At 63.5% G+C, this 16,637-nt stretch carries 15 protein-coding genes, 1 pseudogene and 1 riboswitch; of the genes and pseudogenes, 3 read left to right on the top strand and 13 right to left on the bottom strand.

All coding sequences use genetic code 11. The annotated features are described in order from the left end of the window. Positions 1–36: 36 nt before the first annotated feature. The 13 genes and pseudogenes from BS630_RS28795 to BS630_RS28735 form a co-directional block, all read right to left on the bottom strand. On the bottom strand, positions 37–1,059 hold the full coding sequence (locus BS630_RS28795; protein WP_077980111.1) for a glycoside hydrolase family 3 N-terminal domain-containing protein: 1,023 nt from the start codon (positions 1,057–1,059) through the stop codon (positions 37–39). 24 nt (positions 1,060–1,083) lie between these two features. Beyond that, the gene (locus BS630_RS28790; protein WP_077980110.1) at positions 1,084–1,563 is read right to left on the bottom strand and encodes a GNAT family N-acetyltransferase; all 480 of its coding nucleotides are present in this window, start codon (positions 1,561–1,563) and stop codon (positions 1,084–1,086) included. Between the two features lie 217 nt (positions 1,564–1,780). Next, positions 1,781–2,590 carry a bifunctional hydroxymethylpyrimidine kinase/phosphomethylpyrimidine kinase gene (gene thiD, locus BS630_RS28785; RefSeq protein ID WP_077980109.1) on the bottom strand — a complete coding sequence of 270 codons (810 nt, stop codon included), beginning with the start codon at positions 2,588–2,590 and terminating at the stop codon, positions 1,781–1,783. Continuing rightward, positions 2,587–3,222: a thiamine phosphate synthase gene (thiE, locus tag BS630_RS28780; protein ID WP_077980108.1), complete on the bottom strand. Its 636-nt coding sequence runs from the start codon at positions 3,220–3,222 to the stop codon at positions 2,587–2,589. Before thiE ends, thiD begins: the two co-directional genes overlap by 4 nt. Continuing rightward, a complete protein-coding gene (thiM, locus tag BS630_RS28775) occupies positions 3,219–4,022 on the bottom strand; it encodes a hydroxyethylthiazole kinase (RefSeq protein ID WP_077980107.1) in 804 nt (267 codons plus the stop codon). Before thiM ends, thiE begins: the two co-directional genes overlap by 4 nt. 43 nt (positions 4,023–4,065) lie before the next feature. Further along, positions 4,066–4,162: riboswitch (TPP riboswitch) on the bottom strand. Between the two features lie 152 nt (positions 4,163–4,314). Beyond that, entirely contained in the window at positions 4,315–6,003 is a 1,689-nt protein-coding gene (locus BS630_RS28770; protein WP_077980106.1) for an ABC transporter ATP-binding protein, read from the bottom strand. After that, positions 6,000–6,944, bottom strand: coding sequence for an acetamidase/formamidase family protein (locus BS630_RS28765; protein ID WP_077980105.1), 945 nt, complete (start codon positions 6,942–6,944; stop codon positions 6,000–6,002). Before BS630_RS28765 ends, BS630_RS28770 begins: the two co-directional genes overlap by 4 nt. Before the next feature lie 67 nt (positions 6,945–7,011). Beyond that, positions 7,012–8,432: pseudogene (locus tag BS630_RS28760) on the bottom strand (ABC transporter substrate-binding protein). Between the two features lie 223 nt (positions 8,433–8,655). Then, the gene (locus tag BS630_RS28755; protein WP_024320038.1) at positions 8,656–9,576 is read right to left on the bottom strand and encodes an ABC transporter permease; all 921 of its coding nucleotides are present in this window, start codon (positions 9,574–9,576) and stop codon (positions 8,656–8,658) included. Next, entirely contained in the window at positions 9,576–10,424 is an 849-nt protein-coding gene (locus BS630_RS28750; RefSeq protein ID WP_077980104.1) for an ABC transporter permease, read from the bottom strand. Before BS630_RS28750 ends, BS630_RS28755 begins: the two co-directional genes overlap by 1 nt. Continuing rightward, on the bottom strand, positions 10,424–11,005 hold the full coding sequence (locus BS630_RS28745; RefSeq protein ID WP_077980103.1) for an ANTAR domain-containing response regulator: 582 nt from the start codon (positions 11,003–11,005) through the stop codon (positions 10,424–10,426). Before BS630_RS28745 ends, BS630_RS28750 begins: the two co-directional genes overlap by 1 nt. Next, positions 11,002–12,135: a transporter substrate-binding protein gene (locus BS630_RS28740; RefSeq protein WP_077980102.1), complete on the bottom strand. Its 1,134-nt coding sequence runs from the start codon at positions 12,133–12,135 to the stop codon at positions 11,002–11,004. The genes BS630_RS28745 and BS630_RS28740 overlap by 4 nt, the downstream gene beginning before the upstream one ends. Before the next feature lie 225 nt (positions 12,136–12,360). Next, complete coding sequence (locus tag BS630_RS28735) at positions 12,361–12,945, bottom strand: DUF1349 domain-containing protein (RefSeq protein ID WP_077980273.1); 585 nt, start codon at positions 12,943–12,945, stop codon at positions 12,361–12,363. A 226-nt stretch (positions 12,946–13,171) separates the two neighbouring features. Here BS630_RS28735 and BS630_RS28730 point away from each other — a divergent pair, with 226 nt between their 5' ends. The 3 genes from BS630_RS28730 to BS630_RS28720 all read left to right on the top strand — a co-directional run bounded on the left by BS630_RS28730 (position 13,172) and on the right by BS630_RS28720 (position 16,590). Further along, positions 13,172–14,698 carry an ABC transporter substrate-binding protein gene (locus tag BS630_RS28730; RefSeq protein ID WP_077980101.1) on the top strand — a complete coding sequence of 509 codons (1,527 nt, stop codon included), beginning with the start codon at positions 13,172–13,174 and terminating at the stop codon, positions 14,696–14,698. A gap of 81 nt (positions 14,699–14,779) precedes the next feature. Continuing rightward, positions 14,780–15,721 carry an ABC transporter permease gene (locus tag BS630_RS28725; RefSeq protein ID WP_077980100.1) on the top strand — a complete coding sequence of 314 codons (942 nt, stop codon included), beginning with the start codon at positions 14,780–14,782 and terminating at the stop codon, positions 15,719–15,721. Further along, positions 15,721–16,590: an ABC transporter permease gene (locus BS630_RS28720; RefSeq protein WP_017958077.1), complete on the top strand. Its 870-nt coding sequence runs from the start codon at positions 15,721–15,723 to the stop codon at positions 16,588–16,590. Before BS630_RS28725 ends, BS630_RS28720 begins: the two co-directional genes overlap by 1 nt. Positions 16,591–16,637 lie beyond the last annotated feature (47 nt).

Raw genomic sequence — 16,637 nt, 5'->3', positions numbered from 1 at the left:
TCCCCTTTTCTTATGCGGTGAGAGATGAGGTGCCGGTCAGGAGACCAGCGCGCTTGCAAACATGTCTTCGACTTCAGTATGGGCGGCGCGGACATCGATCTTGAGATTGCCGAGGCGGGCCTTGCCGGCGGTGATGCGCTTGAGGGCGGCTTCGGTCAGCGGACGGGCGGCCTTGGCGGCTGCTTCGCTTTCCGGGATGTCGCCATGGCTGTGGAGCGCGATGTCGAAGCCTGCGTCGAGCACCTGTTTGACGCGCTCCGGAAGGGTGCCGGAGAGCGACTGCATGAAGATGCAGTCGGAAATCAGCACGCCGTCATAACCCATGTCGTTGCGGATCACGTCGTGCATAACAGGCGAGACGGACGCCGGCAGCTCCGCGTCATAGGCCGAATAGACGACATGGGCGACCATCGCCCAAGGCGTATCCTTCAGCGCCACGAAGGGCTTGAAATCGGTGGCGGTAAGCGTCTCGCGGCTGGCATTGACCACCGGACGCTCCTTGTGGGAGTCGAGCGTCGCACGGCCATGGCCGGGTATGTGCTTGATAACAGGCATGTTGCCGGTCTCGAGCAGACCATCGACCACCTCGCGGCCGAGGGCAGCGATGAAATCGGGATCAGGGCCAAAGGAGCGGGCGCCGATGACCGCGCTCGTCGTCTCGAAGACGAGATCGAGAACGGGCGAGCATCCGCTGGAAAGGCCAAGTTCCGTCATCATCGCGCCCATGGCCTGGGAGGAAAGGCGCAATGCTTTTTTGCCGAGATCGAAATCGCGGCGCGCAAGTTCGGCGAACTGGCCGAAACTGCGGAAGAGCGGCCAGGGGCCGGCATCGAGATGCTGGACGCGGCCGCCTTCCTGGTCGGTGAAGACAGGCGCGTCGTCGCGGCCGACGGCTTCGCGGAAGCGCTCGATCAGCCGCCTCGTCTGCTCCGGCTCGCGCTGATTGCGCCGGCCGACGAAGAGGCCGAGCGGATTGGTGTCGCGAAAGAGGGCGAATTCATCATCCGAGATAGTGGGATTCGGAAGGCCGACGAAAAGGGCGAGCGGGGTCGAGGACAATTCTGGTGCTCCGGGATCAGATGGTCATTTCGGCATACTTCTCAGCATGCCTTCGTAGATGCCCTTATCGGGGGCGGGGATGACGATTGCGCCTGCGGTCTTGGCGTAGAAATCGACCGGCCCGGCATCGCCGATGAAGGCATAGGCGTGACCGAGCGCCTTCATGGTCTGAAGGCAGGCGGAAAAGAGGGCGAGCCCGATCCCTTTGCCGCGCGCATCGGGATCGACGCCGGTCGGGCCGAAGAAGCCGCGCGCCGTCGTGTCGTAGCAGGCAAAGCCGAGCAGCTTGCCTGCTTCAACGGCGATCAGGCAGGCAACGGGCTGGCGGGAAAAGGCGACCGCGACTTCGCTGGCCCAGTTCTCGCTGAACCGTTCGCGAACCCAGCTGACGATAAGATGCAGTTCCGGTGGGAGGGCCGGACGGATGGAGATGCCGACATCGTCGGCTTTGCTTTTCAGGTCGGCGAGCTCTGTGGAATATAGGCTCACAAGCAGGTCTGGCACCTGTCAATCCTCCAGTTATTCCGTTATTGCAGAACATATCCCCTTTTAGTGTCATAGACTTGGCTATCCGGCCGGGCTTGTCAACTAGGTTTTTCAAACGGCCAAAGGCATGCCGCCGCTGGCCCCAGGGTTTCAACGCCAGGTAGGTGCCGAACGCAAAAACGGCCCAGGAAGGGCCGGGCCGTTTCGATTGGCGATATGTTGGTTGAGCGAGCGTCTATTCGCCGTCTTTCCAGAGCGCATGAAAATGCTGCACTGGGCCGTGGCCGGAGCCGACGGTAAGGTGTCCGGCAGCCGCGACCGCGCCGGCGAGGTAATCCTTGGCGATGGCGACGGCCTCCCGCGCTGAGGCGCCCTTGGCGAGCTCGGCCGCCAGGGCGCTGGAGAGCGTGCAGCCGGTGCCGTGGGTATTCTTGGTCGGCACGCGCGAGGCTTCGAACCAGTGCAGGCGGGCGGCCGTGGCAAGCACGTCAGGGCTCTCGTCGCTGTCGAGATGTCCGCCCTTGACCAGCACCGCGGCCGGCCCAAGCGCCAGCAGGCGCTCGGCCTGCGCCGCCATGTCAGCTCGGTTTGTCGCCACCGGCTGGTGCAGCAGGGCGGCAGCTTCCGGTAGGTTCGGGGTCAGAAGCGTGGCAAGCGGCAGCAGCCGCCGGGTCAACACGTCGACCGCTTCAGGCGCGAGCAAGGCGGCTCCACCCTTGGCGATCATGACAGGGTCGATGACGATCGGAATATCGCGGTGGTCAGTCAGCGCACCGGCAACGGCGTCGGCGATGCCGGCATTGGCGATCATGCCGATCTTGACGGCATCAACGCGCACATCCGCAAAGACGGCATTGATCTGGTCGGCGACGAATTGCGGTGGCACCAGGTGCACGCCGCTGACGCCTTGCGTGTTCTGCGCCGTCAGTGCGGTCAGCACCGCCATGCCGTAGACGCCGCGGGCGGAAAAGGCCTTGAGATCGGCCTGGATGCCGGCGCCGCCGGAGGGATCGGAGCCGGCGATGGAGAGAACGTTGCGGATCATGCGCGGGCCTTTCGAATTTCTGCAGCGATGCGGCGCGTGGCCGCTTCGGGGTCGGGCGTGCCGCAGATGGCCGAAACGACGGCAAGTCCCTTGGCGCCTGCGGCGAACACCTGGGCGACATGATCGGCCTTGAGTCCGCCGATCGCGACCGATGGCACCGGCGAGGCCTTTACCAGCCTTGCAAGTCCGTCAAAGCCGATCGGCTGCTTGTGATCGGCCTTGGTCGGTGTCGCAAACACCGGCCCGACGCCGGTGTAATCGGCGAGATGAGGATCGACGGCACCGGCAAGTGCCTCGTTCTCGACCGATAGGCCGAGGATCATCTCGGGACCGATCATCGCCCGCGCTTTGCGCGCATCCATGTCCTCCTGGCCGATATGCAGGCCGTCGGCGCCGATGGCGATTGCCGCCTCCACGTCATCGTTGACGATGAGCAGGGCGCCGGTCCCATCCAGCGCCTGTTTCAAGGCGCGGCCGGTCTCGATCATCCTGATGGTGCCTGCGTGTTTGTTGCGCAACTGCACCATGGTCGCGCCGCCGGCAACGGCAAGGCGCGCAGTTTCGACCATGCCGATCCCGGCGCAGAGATCGGGGTCGAGGACGAGATAGAGCGAAAGGTCGAAGGCCTTCATGCGGCTGATATCCTTGCCCTGGCGTCAAGCGTTTCGGAGTCGAGCGCGGCCAGCGCATCGAGGAAACGCCAGGAGAAGGAGCCGGGGCCGGCCGCTCCACGGGCGGCCTCCTCACCGGCGATGGCGAAGGTTGAAAGTGCAGCGACCGTCGCACCGAAGATATCCTCAGGCGCTGTCGCGGCAAAGGCGCCGACAAGGCAGGTGAGCGAGCAGCCCAGTGCTGTGACCTGAGGCATCAAGACCGATCCGCCTTCGATGCGCACGGCTCGCTCGCCATCGGTGACGAAATCCACGACGCCGGTAACGGCGACCACCGCCTGCTGCCGTTCCGCCAGCCATCGCGCCGAACCTTCCGCTTGCTCGACCGGGTCGCGGCTGTCGACCCCCTGGCCGCGGCTCTCTCCGCCGGCAAGCGCGATGATCTCGGAAGCGTTGCCGCGGATGATAGTCGGTCGCAGGGCGAGCAATTCGGCAACCGCATTGCGGCGGAAGGCCGTGGCATAATGCGCGACTGGATCGAGCACCCAAGGTTTGCCGGCTGATGTCGCCACCTTCGCCGCCGCCTGCATGCCGTCAATCCATTGCGTCGACAGGGTGCCGATATTGATTGTCAGCGCGCCGGCGATCCCGGCGAATTCGCCGGCTTCATCCGCGGCATGCACCATGGCGGGCGAGGCGCCCGATGCAAGCAGGACATTTGCGGCGATATTCATGGCGACGTAATTGGTGATGCACTGAACGAGCGGCGGCTTCTCGCGCATCGCCTTTAGCATCGCTCCTGGTGTGGTTCTGGTCTGCATGTGGCCCCTTTCAGGCGGGGGCAGGCACGGGGCGGCCCGTATGGCGATGCCCCGAGCGACTCCCTCCGCCGGCATTATCCGGTTCAGGTTCGAAGGGTGCTTCTCAGCCCGTCTGTCGACGGGCGCCCCTGTCTCTCATCGCGCTCTTTTTCGCAGAGAACGGGGCTGATGTCATCCCGAAAAAGAGAGTTCCGTGATCGACGCGGCGCGCAACTCGACGATTTGGAAAAGTCGAGCCATTCCAGCAGTCGTGCGACATCCTCGTTTGTAACATTTAGCCATGCTTGGCCTTTCACGCATGCACTTCCCTGCCGCGATAGACCTCCGGATCGGGGATCGGAACCGCGGCGATCAGTGCGCGGGTGTAGGCTTCCCTCGGGTTCTCGAATATCTCTCGCCGTGTGCCGGTTTCGATTATGCGGCCGGCGCGCATGACGGCGACGTTGTGCGACATGCGCTCGACCACCGCCATGTCGTGGGAGATGAACAGATAGGCGAGCCCCATCGTTTCCTGCAGTTCGAGCAGCAGGTCGAGCACCCGGGCGCGGACGGAGACGTCAAGGGCTGCGACGCTCTCGTCGGCGACGATCAGCTTTGGCTCCAGCGCCAGCGCCCGGGCGATGCAGATGCGCTGGCGCTGGCCGCCTGAAAACTCGTGCGGGTAGCGCGTTGCCGCATCAGGCGTCAGGCCGACCCGGCGCAGCAGTTCGGCGACGCGATCCTGCCGTTCGCTGTGGTTGCCGATGCCGTGGATGACCATCGGTTCGCCGATTGCCTTACCGACGGCCATTCGCGGGTCGAGGGAGGCATAGGGATCCTGGAAGATCATCTGCGCCGAGCGGCGCACGGGCCGCATCTCGCGCTGGCTGAGGCCGGCGATATTGCGGCCGTCGATCAGGACATTGCCCTTGAAGGGGATGAGACCGAGCACGGCCTTGCCCGTCGTCGATTTGCCGGAGCCGCTTTCGCCGACGAGGCCGAGCGTTTCACCCGGCAGGATATCGAAGGAAACGCGATCGACGGCTGCGACCGGCGGCTTGCCCTTGAAAAACCGGCTTGCGGCATTGCCATAGGTGACGGTGAGGTCGCGCACGTTCAGAACCGGCGTGCGGTCCGGATGCAGCGCCTCGACGGCGCGCTGGGTGATGCGCGGCGGACGATCGGTGCCGGCAAGCGCGCCGAGCCGCGGGACGGCGGCGAGCAATTGCTGCGTATAGGCCTCCTTCGGCCGCTGGAAGACGGCGAGCGCCGTTCCCTGCTCGACGATCCGGCCATTCTGCATGATGACGACGCGGTCGGCCATTTCGGCGACGACGCCCATATCGTGGGTGATGAGGATGATCGAGGCGCCGAATTCGCACTTCAACTCGCGCATCAGCTTGAGGATCTGCGCCTGCACGGTGACGTCGAGTGCAGTCGTCGGCTCGTCGGCGATCAGCACCTTCGGCCGGCAGGAGAGTGCCATGGCGATCATCACCCGCTGGCGCATGCCGCCGGAAAGCTCGTGCGGATATTGCTTCAGCCGCCGGGCCGGCTCGGTGATCTGCACGGCATCGAGCATCGTCAGCGCCACCGCCTCGGCATTGTCGCTGCCCTGGTGCGCGCGGATTGCCTCGGTCAGCTGGTTGCCGACCGACATGACCGGGTTTAGCGAGGTCATCGGCTCCTGGAACACCATGGCGATCTCGCCGCCGCGCACGCTGCGCATCGCCCGGTCGGAAAGCGTGAGCAGGTCGCGTTCGCCAAGCAGTACGCTGCCGGAGGCGACCCGCAGCGAGGCCTTGGGCAAGAGCCCCATGATCGACAGCGAGGTGACCGACTTGCCGGAGCCGGATTCGCCGGCGATGCAGAGCGTTTCGCCGCTTGCAAGCTCGAAGCTGACATCCTGGAGCACCGGCTTGCGGCCTTCGGGCGTGCGGGCATCGACGCTCAGATTGCGAAGGCTGAGCACCGGTGCTGCGGCGGGCATGGCTTCGTTCACGCGAACACGATCCTCGGGAAGTAGAAGGAGACCACCCAATTCGGCTGGTCGACGATCTCGCTGATCCGGAGATCGCCGCAGACCGAGCAGAGCAGATAGGCATCGACGGCGCTCATGCCGTGTTCGGCGCCGAGAAGATCGATCATGCGCATGACGCTTTCGCGCGCCCCGGTCATCAGATCAGGGCCGATGCCTGTCGTGACTTCGTAGCCGGCGCCGTCGAGATGGCGGGTCACCGGTTCGGTCGTGGTGAAGCGCGGCGTCTGCAGCTTGGCGTCCTTGACGAGCTCGATCGTCGCTTCGACGTTCATCTGGCTCTCGATCGCCGTGCCACAGACTTCGCCATCACCCTGCGCGGCATGGGTGTCACCGATCGAAAACAGCGCGCCGTCGAGCTCGACGGGCAGGTAGAGCGTCACGCCTGCCGTCAGGTCGCGGATGTCCATGTTGCCGCCGACGCGACGCGGGGGAACGACGGAGTGGGTGCCGGGCTCGGCGGGTGCGACGCCAATCGTGCCGGCGAAGGGCTTTAGCGGCACGCGGCCGCCCGGGCCGTAAAGGGCGGGCACCATGCTGTTGGCGTCATAAGACCAGACGTGCAGCGCCGGATCCTTGAATTGGTCGGCAAGCAGGCCGAAGCCTGGAATATTGGCCGTCCAGCCAACGCCCGAGGGAATGAACTTGCGCAGCGTCACCTTCAGCGCATCGCCGGGCCTGGCGCCTTCGACATAGACCGGGCCGGAGACCGGGTTGATCTTGCCGAAATCGAGCGCGTTCAGCGTTTCCAGGGTCGCGTCGCTTCCGAGCTGGCCACCTGATGAATCCATGCATTCGAAGTGTATCGTCTCTCCGGGCTTGGCGACGACGGCGGGGGGGAAATCCTTGTTCCAGCCGAAATTATGCTGGGCGCGGTGAATGGTGTGGGTGCAGGCGATGCACATGTCATGTCTCCCTCGATTTTATGACGCCTTCCCGGGCGGGACCGGGAAGGCTTTGTTTCTTCAGGGCTTATTGCTTGACGTAGATCGCGTCGTAATTGATGACGCGGGTCGGATCGATGTAGATGTTGTCAGCACCGCCCATGCGCAGCGACTTGGCGACGACGCGACGTTCGTTGATGACGGGAATCCACGGCGCATCGGCCATGATATCGGTGAAGATATTGCCCCAGGCGGCGGTGCGCTCGGCGGCCTTTGCCGGATCGGACATGGAGTCGGCGGCAACGGCGCGTTTGTCGAGATCGGCGTTGCAATACCACGACCAGTTCCAGCCGCCCGGAACCGCACCGGCGCAACCGAGAATCGGGCCGTAGAAGTTGGACGGATCCGGGAAGTCGGCTATCCAGGCCATGCCGCCCGACCAGATCATCGGCGCTTCGCCTTCCGTGCCGCCGGCCGAGATGACGTTTGCCTGGGCCAGCGCCCGGACTTCGGCCTTGACGCCGACGGCAGCCAGATCCTGCTGGATCGCCTGGGCGATACGCGGCTGCGGGTCGGTGTTCGTCGAGTAGAGCACGGTTTCGAAGCCGTCGGGATAGCCGGCTTCGGCAAGCAGCGCCTCGGCTTTCGCCACATCATAGGCATAGCCGGTGAAGGACTTGTCGTAGCCCGGCATCAGCGGCGGTAGCGGCTGATTGGCAGGCGTTGCGCGGCCGTTGAGGATGCGGGTGATGCGCTCCTTGTTGATCGCCATGTTCAGCGCCTGGCGAACCTTGACGTTGTCGAAGGGCTTCACCTTGGTGTTCAGCGTGATGTAACCGGTATGCAGCTGTTCGCCGTCGACGATCATCTGCGCGCCGTCGGCCGAATTCTTGATTTCAAGAAACTTCGCCGGCGGAATGCCGTCGCCGGCAATATCGACCTCGCCCTTCTGCAGGCGCAAGAGCGCCACCAGCGGCTCTTGGCCGACCTCGACCTTGAAGCTGTCGATATAGGGAACGCCCTTGACGAAATAATCCTTGTTGCGCTCGAAAACGAGCTGCTGGCCGATCGTCCAGTCCTTGAGGATGAAGGTGCCGGAGCCGACCGGCTTCTTGCCGAAGTCGCCGGCGGCCGCCTCGACGGCTTCCTTCGGCACGACCGAGGCGAAGTTGATCGCAAGCACGTGCAGGAAGGTGGCGTCGGGGCGCGAGAGGTTGAAGATGACGGTGCTATCGTCAGGCGTCTCGATGCCGGAGAGCGTCGTCGTTTTGCCGCCGGTTTCATCCTCGAAGCCCTTGATGGCGCCGAAGAAGCCGGCGCCCGGCCTTGAGTCTTCGGGTCGACGGCGCGTTCGATCGAATATTTCACGTCGGAGGCGACGACCTCGCGACCGTTCGAAAACTTCACGCCCTTGTGCAGCGTGAAGGTATAGATCAAGCCGTCGGGCGAAACGGTGAAGCTCTCGGCAAGCGAGGGAACCGGGTTCGGCGTGCCGGGCGCATAATCCATCAGGCGGGAATAGAGGCTCTTGATCATCGACCAGTTGACCCAGTCGTAGCCGATTGCCGGGTCGAGCGTGGTGATGTCGTCCTTGTAGGTGACGACGATATCGCCACCCTGCTTAGGCGTTTCCTGAGCCATGACGGACAATGGCGCGAGCGCCACCATCGTTGCCATGGTCGTCTGTTGCAGCCAGCGTTTGAACATTTTGGTTCCCCTTCTTTGGTTGCTGTCAGCGTGTGCGGATGCGCGGATCGATGACCGGAGCGACGAGGTCGGCAAGCAGGTTGCCGATGATGATGGCAAGCGCCGAGGTCAGGGTGACGCCCATGATGATCGGGATGTCGACCTGCTGGATCGCCTGCCAGGCGAGTTGGCCGATGCCGGGCCAGCCATAGACCGCCTCGACGACGACCACGCCGCCCATGAACTGGCCGATATCGATGCCGATCATCGCAATGATCGGCAGCACCGCATTGGGCAGCGCATGCCGCAGGATCACTCGCTTCGAGGAAAGACCCTTGGCGCGCGCCGTGCGGACATAATCCTGGTTCAGCACGTCGATCATCGATGAGCGCACCATGCGGGCGTACCAGCCGGCGCCGCAGATGCCGAGCGTTACGGCCGGCAGGACGAGATGCGAGAAGCTGCCGTAGCCGCTCATCGGGAACCAGCCGAGCGTTGCCGCCAGCAGGTAGAGCAGCAGCAGGGCGACGAGGAATTGCGGTGCGGAGGTGCCGACAAAGGAGGCCATCATCACCAGCCGGTCGACGAAGCCGCCGCGACGCACGGCGGCGATGGTGCCGAGCGTCAGGCCGAGCACCACCTCGACGAAGATGCCGGCAAGCATCAGCGTCAGCGTCGCCGGCAGGCGTGCGGCGATCAACGTCCAGACATCGGTTTTCTGCGCATAGGAGCGGCCGAGATTGCCATGCAGCAGATTGCCGAGATAGGTGCCGAACTGGACCAGCAGCGGCTGGTCGAGGCCGAGTTCATGGCGGATGTTGGCGACCGTCTGGGCCGTAGCGCTGCGGCCGGCGATCATGCGGGCCGGATCGGCCGGAAGGGCGTAGAGCAGCACGAAGGTGATTGCCGCGACGCCGAGCAGGATGAGGGCCGCCTGCGCCAGCCTGCGGAGCATGAGTGATGCCATCAGCCCCTCCCGCGCTGGGTCGGGTCGAGAATGTCGCGCAGCGCATCGCCAACCAGATTGAAGGAAAGCGCCGTCAGAAGGATGATCGCGCCCGGAATGAAGACGAGCCAGGGGGCGGCCTGGAAATAGCTTTGGCTCTCGAAGATGATGTTGCCCCAGGAGGGCTGCGGTGGCTGCACGCCGACGCCGAGGAAGGAGAGTGTGGCCTCGAGCAGCACGGTGGTGGCGATGCCGAGCGTTCCCCAGACGATTGCCGTCGGCATGAGGTGCGGCAGGATATGCATGAAGAGCACGCGCATGTGGCCGGCGCCAAGCGAGCGTTCGGCCATGATGAAATCGCGCTCCACCAGGCCGCGAGTCTCGGTATAGACGATGCGGGCGACCTGCACCCAGTTGACCAGCGCAATCACCATGGCGACGATCCAGAGGCTCGGCTTCAAAAGGGCTGCCAGCACGATGGCGAGAAGCAATGCCGGAAAGGCCATCATCAGATCGGTGAAGCGCATCAGGATGTTGCCCGGCAATCCGCGGAGATAACCGGCAACGATGCCGACGAAGAGGCCGATCGTCACCGCGATGCCATTGGCGACAAGGCCGATGATCAGCGAGGTGCGGGCGCCGAAGAGCAGGCGTGAAAAGAGGTCGCGGCCGAGCGTGTCGGTGCCGAGCAGATAGGGACCGCCCGGCGCCAGCGGCGCGCCTTCGAGCGAGAGGCCGTCAAACATCTGCTCGTCGGGGCTGAACGGCGCGATCCACGGCGCTGCGATGGCGAGCCCGATGACGAGCGTGACGATGATCAGGCCGAACAGCGCCGTCGGCTGGCGGATCATCTGTTTCAGCACATGCATCAGCCGGCCTCCGGCAGGGGTTCGGCACCCGCCAGGATGAAGGCTGATATCTGCTCCATCGGCAGACGGCGGCGCATGGCGCAGTTGCGCAGGATTGCGTAAGCGCTCTCCTCGTCGATGCCGTGTGCGGCCTGAAGCTTTTCGACGGCGGCGTGAACGAGCGGCCGCAGCCGGACGCGCTCTTCGAGATATTGCAGCTTTTCCGCAGTCGCCTTGCGCTCCTGATGAATGGAGACGGCCATGACAAGCGCCGGATAGATGGCAGATGTGGCGATCGGCTTGGCGATGATCGCGCCGGCGCCCTGTGCGAGCGCCCAGGCGATGCGGCCGGGCGCTTCCGAACCAAGCAAGGCGACGACGGGGCAGGCAGGCGTTTCGCCGTTCCAGGGCAGCAGATCGTCCCAGCCTTGATCGGCATCGACGATGACGAGATCAGGCAGTGCCACGGCCGGAAGCGGCGCCCATTGCAGCGTTGCGTAGATGCCGAGCAGGCGAAGCTGGCGGATCAGCTTTTCTGCGTTGCCGTCCTCGCGATGCAGGACCATCGCCTGCCAGCCGGTGAAATTGGGTGTCTCTCTCATGACACCACCCTTAACCACGGAAAGGCCTGTCGGTTGCGGCCGGTCAGATAGGGGTCGGCGGCGAGCGGCGGCCGCGAGGCGACGACATCGAAGCCGTTGTCGGCGTTGATCCGGCCGAGATGAAAGGGCAGGGCGGCATGATTGGTCTCGCGATCGATCGCCAGCGCCCCGAACGGGGTCGGCCAGGATCTGTTGTAGAGCTGGCGGCGGACGGCGTCGGGATCGTCGCCGCCGGCAGCGACGATCGCGTCGACGCAGAGCCGGACGGCGGTATAGGCGCTGGCAAAGACGCTGGAGACACGCCGCTCCGCGCCGTGACGCTCAGTGACAAGTGCCTTGAAAGCGGCATTCTCGGGGGTTGCGATACTGTCGAAATAGGAAGCGGCGCAAAGCTGGCCGGCGGCGGCACCGGCGGCGATATCGTCGAGTTCGCATTCCATCAGGTCGCAGCTCACGACCGGGCAGTTTTCCGCGCGAAAGGCCGGGTCGCGATCACCAAGGACCTTGATCGCCTCCAGGAAGGCGTAGCTCGAGGGGCCGATCAGATTGTTGAGGATGAAGCTCGGGCGGCGTTGCGCAATCTCGGCAACGATGCGTTCGACGGCGGTTTCCTCGAGCGGAAGATAGCGTTCTCCAAGCACCTCGCCGCCGGCATTGGTAATGAGTTCGCGGGCGAGGCGGTTCATCTCCCAGCCCCAGACGTAGTTGGCGCCGACGAGATAGGGCCTTGCGCCGTAACGCGGGATCAGGTGCTCAAAAAGCGGCAGCAGATGCTGGTTCGGGCAGCCGCCGACATAGATGACGTTCTCGTTGGCCTCGAAGCCTTCATAGGGGCACATATACCAGAGCAGGCCGTCATGTTTTTCGACGAGCGGGATGACTTCCTTGCGCGCTGCAGATGTGATCGTGCCGACGATATGGCGGCAGCCGGCGCGCAGAAGATGGCGCGCACCGTCCAGATAGGCGGCAAGATCGGCATGCGGATCGAAGAACATAGGTTCGATCGCCAGCGCTTCGACGCCGGCATATTCGGCTATCGCGAAATCGGCGCCGTCGCGAGCGTCGCGGCCCATCGAGCCGTAGGGCCCGGTGGTCGAAAAGAGGATGCCGATTTTCAGCGCGTCGTTCATCAAGTGACCACATCAAAAACCCCACGACGCTGGTCCCATCGAGCGATGAGGCGTCATGGGGCGAAACTGCCCGGGGACTATCGGAGTCATGTCAATGCGGCTGGCCTTCTGCCTAATCCGCAGGCCTGAGTAAAATACAGGCAGCTTGTCTTTGTCAAGTGTGCTGCGCGGCACTCGCCGTCATTTGATCTTGCTCTCTCGGTAGAGCAGCCAAAGGTCGCGCTTCTAGCTCAAGTCATGCAGATCCTTGGCGGTGGTCGGCCCAATCGAGAATTCGGAAAAGCGGACCGTCAGTCCGCTACGCTCCGGCGTGCAGGCGGTCGGTCCGACCTCGTAGTGCGCTACTGCCGGGAAGGGCGCGAGCCGCAGCAGCGGCCAGAAGCTGCCGTCGCGCGAGGCCTGGATGCGCATCGCGCCGTTGGCGACAGTGACGCGGATGCGGAAATCCTCCAATTCCCTGAAGGGCTGTGCCACCGACCAGTCGGACTTGCCGTCGGTGACGACGGTGCTGAGGAAGGCTTCACCGTCGGTGAACTCGACGCCTGTTTTCACCCAACGTTTTTCGTCGATGCGAACCATCAGGCCGGCCTGGTCGTAGAGCGTGCGGAATTCGCCCTGGACGCGGATCTGCGCGGTGAAGGCGTCGGTGGTGGGAAAGGCGAGGAAATGGCCGCTGTCGCGGGTGAAGCCGTAATGGGTTTCCCGCCAGAAATCTGTTTTCTCGTCGGTCGTTAGGGTGAGGCCGGCTGCCTCCGCGTGCCAAATGGCCGGTTCGTTCAGCCATTTTCCGTCGTTGAAATTGGTGCTCATCTGATTGTCCCGTTCTGTTGAGGCGTCACCGCAGGGTGTTTGACTCACCTTGGCATAATGCGCGGTCTTGTTGCAGGCCGGCGCAGCCGAAGTTGTGTGTTTTTCCGGCGTCTCGGTATCGGCCGAGGGCATAATCCGTCGCTCGTGCTTGACAGGATCGATCCATCTCTTATTCTGTTACAAAAAGATGAATTACATAATTGTGGAACTAAACGGGAGCTCTCACATGAAAACACTGGTCGCATTCCTTCTCGGCACCGCGCTCGTCGCCCTGCCTTCGACCCTCTTTGCCCAGGAAAAGGGCGGCGTCATCAATGTCGCGACGATCGGCGAGCCGCCGACGCTCGATCCGATGTCGTCGACGGCCGATCTGGTCGGCATCGTCACCCAGCACATTTTCGAAACGCTCTACACCTTCGACAAAGGCTGGAACGTCACGCCGCTTCTGGCCGAAAGCCTGCCTGAGATCAGCGCCGACGGCAAAACCTATACGATCAAGCTCAGGACCGGCATCAAGTTCCACGACAATAGCGACATGACATCGGAAGATGTCGTCGCCTCGCTTGGCCGCTGGATGAAGATCGCCTCGCGCGGCAAGCAGGTGGCCGGCTTCATCGATAAGGTCACCGCCGTCGATCCGGCGACCGTGACGATCACGCTGAAGCAGCCCTATGCGCCGCTGACCTCGCTGCTCGCCTTCAACAATTCGGCCGCGATCATCATCCCGTCCGAAAAGCAGGACGAGCCGATGAAGGACTTCATCGGCACGGGTCCCTACATGCTGAAGGAGCGCAAGGCTGACCAGTATATCCAGCTCGTCCGTTTCGATGGCTATAAGTCCCGCGAAGGCGACAGCAATGGTTATGGCGGCGCCCGCCACCAGTATCTCGATGAGATCCGCTTCGTGCCGGTGCCGGACCCGAACACCCGCGTCGAGGCAGCCGTTTCCGGCCAATATGATTATGTCGACTCGATCCCGGTCGAATCCTACGACAAGCTGAAGGCCTCCACCGCCTCGCAGCCGATCATCCTGAAGCCCTTCGGTTATCCCGTCTTCGTCTTCAACACGAAGGAAGGTATTGCCGGGAATGTCGAAGTCCGCAAGGCGATCCGTCAGGCGCTCAGCATGGAAGATATGCTGGCCGCGGCCTTCGGCAGCACGGATTTCTACGCGCTCGACGGCGCCATCTATCCAAAGACCTTTGCCTGGTCGACGGATGCCGGCGTCGAGGGCGCCTATAACGTCGCCGATCCGGAAGGGGCGGCGGCTACCGCCAAGAAGGCCGGCTACAACGGCGAACCGATCCGTATCCTGACCAGCCGCCAGTACGAATTCCACTACAAGATGGCGCAGGTCGCCGCCGAATATCTGAAGCTTGCCGGCTTCACCGTCGATATGCAGGTGGTGGACTGGGCGACGCTGACGCAGCGCCGTGCCGATCCGAAGCTCTGGGATATCTACATCACCCATAGTCCCTTCCTGCCGGAGCCTGCCCTGATCGGCTCGCTTTCGACCAGCTCGCCGGGCTGGTGGGATACGCCGGCCCGCAAAGCCGCCGTCGATGCCTTTACCTCGGAAGTCGATCCAAAGAAGCGCGTGGCGCTCTGGGCCGATGTCCAGAAGGCGATCTATGCCGACGCCCCGTTCATGAAGATCGGCGACTTCAACGCGGTTTCGGCGGAATCGACCAAGCTCGAAGGCGTCGATCCGGCTCCGTGGCCGTATTTCTGGAATGCTTCGATCAAGAAGTAAGAATCGCCACCGATACCGGCCCGCCGTGGCCGGTATCGGTCTTCTTTTTTCGCAGCATCTGCAAGGGTTTGCCAGGCATTCATGATACGCTACATCCTCCAGCGCCTGTTCGGCATGATCGTCGTGATGTTTCTCGTCGTCACGATCGTCTTCGTCATCGTGCGCGTGACCCCGGGAGATCCGGCCGCCGTCATGCTCGGGCCGGATGCGACGCCGCAGGATATTGCCGACCTCAGGTCCCGGCTCGGCCTCGATCAGTCGCTCGGCCTGCAATATGTCTATTATATCGGCCAGATGCTGAGAGGTGATCTCGGCCAGTCGATCTTCCTCAACATGCCTGTCACCTCGGCCTTGCTCGACCGGGCCGAGCCGACTTTCTTCCTGACTTTGTTTTCGCTCGCCATTGCCAGCATCATCGCCTTGCCGATCGGCATCTATGCCGCCTATCGGCGCGGATCCTTCATCGACCAGGCGGCAACGACGCTCGCCATGTTTGCCGCCAGCATTCCGAGCTTCTGGCTCGGCCTGATCCTGATGCAGTTCTTCGCCGTCAGGCTCAACCTCTTCCCGGTCTCGGGTTATGGCGGTCCCGGCTCGACCTTCTTCGAGCGCATGTATCACCTGACGCTGCCCGCCTTTGCGCTCGGCATCGTCTCCTCGGCGCTGATCCTGCGCTTCACCCGCGCGTCGATGCTCGATGTGCTTGGCGACGATTACATCCGCACGGCCCGCGCCAAGGGGCTGATCGAGCGTCGGGTGATCCTCAAGCACGCGCTGAAGAATGCGCTGATCCCGATCCTGACGGTGATCGGCCTGACGGCAGCGGTACTGATTTCGGGCGCCGTCGTCACCGAGACCGTCTTCGGCCTGCCGGGTGTCGGCAATCTCGTCGTCTCCGCGGTCCTGCGCCGCGATTATCCTGTCATCCAGGGGGCGCTGCTCGTCATCGCCGCCCTCTACGTGCTGATCAATTTTGCGATCGACATGCTCTATCTGCTTGTTGATCCGAGGGTGCGCTACTGATGGCCGATATCGCAATCAAATCAGTCGAAGGCGAGGGCAGCAAATTCGCCAGGCGCCTGCTGAAGCGCAAGACGGTCGCCTTGGGTCTGCTGATCCTGACGATCTTCGTGCTTCTGGCGGTCTTCGCGCCTGTTGTCGCGCCCTATTCGCCGTCCAAGCTTTCCATCGTCAATCGGCTGAAGCCGCCGAGCGGCACCTTTTTCTTCGGCACCGATGAGTTCGGCCGCGACGTCTTTTCGCGGACGATCTTCGCCGGCCGCCTGTCGCTGCTCGTCGGTGTAGCGGTCGTGACCTTGTCGGCCGTGATCGGGGTGACGCTCGGCCTGCTTGCCGGCTTCTTCCAGAAGCTCGACACGCCGATCGCCCGGCTGATCGACGCGATGATGGCGTTTCCGGATATTCTGCTGGCGATCGCGCTCGTCGCCGCCCTCGGCCCTTCGTTGACGACGGTGATCATCGCGCTGTCGATCGTCTATGCGCCGCGCCTTGCCCGCATCGTGCGCGCTTCGACGCTGGTCATTCGTGAACTCCCCTATGTCGAGGCGGCGAGGGCGCTCGGCATTTCGACCTTCCATATCATGACCCGACATGTGCTGCGCAATCTGCTGTCGCCGATCCTGGTGCAGGCGACGTTCCTCTTTGCGAGCGCGATGCTTGCCGAAGCTGGCCTGTCTTTCCTCGGCCTCGGCGTCAGCCCCGAAATCCCGACCTGGGGAACGATGATTGCCGCCGGCCGGCAGTATATCGGCCAGGCCGACTGGATGACGCTGTTTCCGGGTGTCGCCATCATCCTCTCCGTGCTGTCGCTGCAGATGGTCGGCGATGGCCTCAGGGACATGCTCGATCCCAGGCTGCGCAAGGATCTTTAATCCGCCGACCAAGCGTTGGCCCAATCGAAATTCGCCAAATCGAAAAT

Source organism: Rhizobium laguerreae (assembly GCF_002008165.1).
Lineage (GTDB): Bacteria > Pseudomonadota > Alphaproteobacteria > Rhizobiales > Rhizobiaceae > Rhizobium > Rhizobium laguerreae.
Note: the sequence above shows the minus strand (reverse complement) of the source record. Positions and strands in the feature narration are given on the sequence as shown.

Bases quoted from the DNA above. Each gene is read 5' to 3' on its own strand.
- thiE (WP_077980108.1), bottom strand. From the start codon at position 3,222: ATGAAGGCCTTCGACCTTTCGCTCTATCTCGTCCTCGACCCCGATCTC.
- BS630_RS28735 (WP_077980273.1), bottom strand. From the start codon at position 12,945: ATGAGCACCAATTTCAACGACGGAAAATGGCTGAACGAACCGGCCATT.
- BS630_RS28750 (WP_077980104.1), bottom strand. From the start codon at position 10,424: ATGCATGTGCTGAAACAGATGATCCGCCAGCCGACGGCGCTGTTCGGC.
- BS630_RS28765 (WP_077980105.1), bottom strand. From the start codon at position 6,944: ATGTGCATCGCCTGCACCCACACCATTCACCGCGCCCAGCATAATTTC.
- BS630_RS28755 (WP_024320038.1), bottom strand. From the start codon at position 9,576: ATGGCATCACTCATGCTCCGCAGGCTGGCGCAGGCGGCCCTCATCCTG.
- BS630_RS28745 (WP_077980103.1), bottom strand. From the start codon at position 11,005: ATGAGAGAGACACCCAATTTCACCGGCTGGCAGGCGATGGTCCTGCAT.
- BS630_RS28720 (WP_017958077.1), top strand. From the start codon at position 15,721: ATGGCCGATATCGCAATCAAATCAGTCGAAGGCGAGGGCAGCAAATTC.
- thiD (WP_077980109.1), bottom strand. From the start codon at position 2,590: ATGATCCGCAACGTTCTCTCCATCGCCGGCTCCGATCCCTCCGGCGGC.
- thiM (WP_077980107.1), bottom strand. From the start codon at position 4,022: ATGCAGACCAGAACCACACCAGGAGCGATGCTAAAGGCGATGCGCGAG.
- BS630_RS28740 (WP_077980102.1), bottom strand. From the start codon at position 12,135: ATGAACGACGCGCTGAAAATCGGCATCCTCTTTTCGACCACCGGGCCC.
- BS630_RS28730 (WP_077980101.1), top strand. From the start codon at position 13,172: ATGAAAACACTGGTCGCATTCCTTCTCGGCACCGCGCTCGTCGCCCTG.
- BS630_RS28725 (WP_077980100.1), top strand. From the start codon at position 14,780: ATGATACGCTACATCCTCCAGCGCCTGTTCGGCATGATCGTCGTGATG.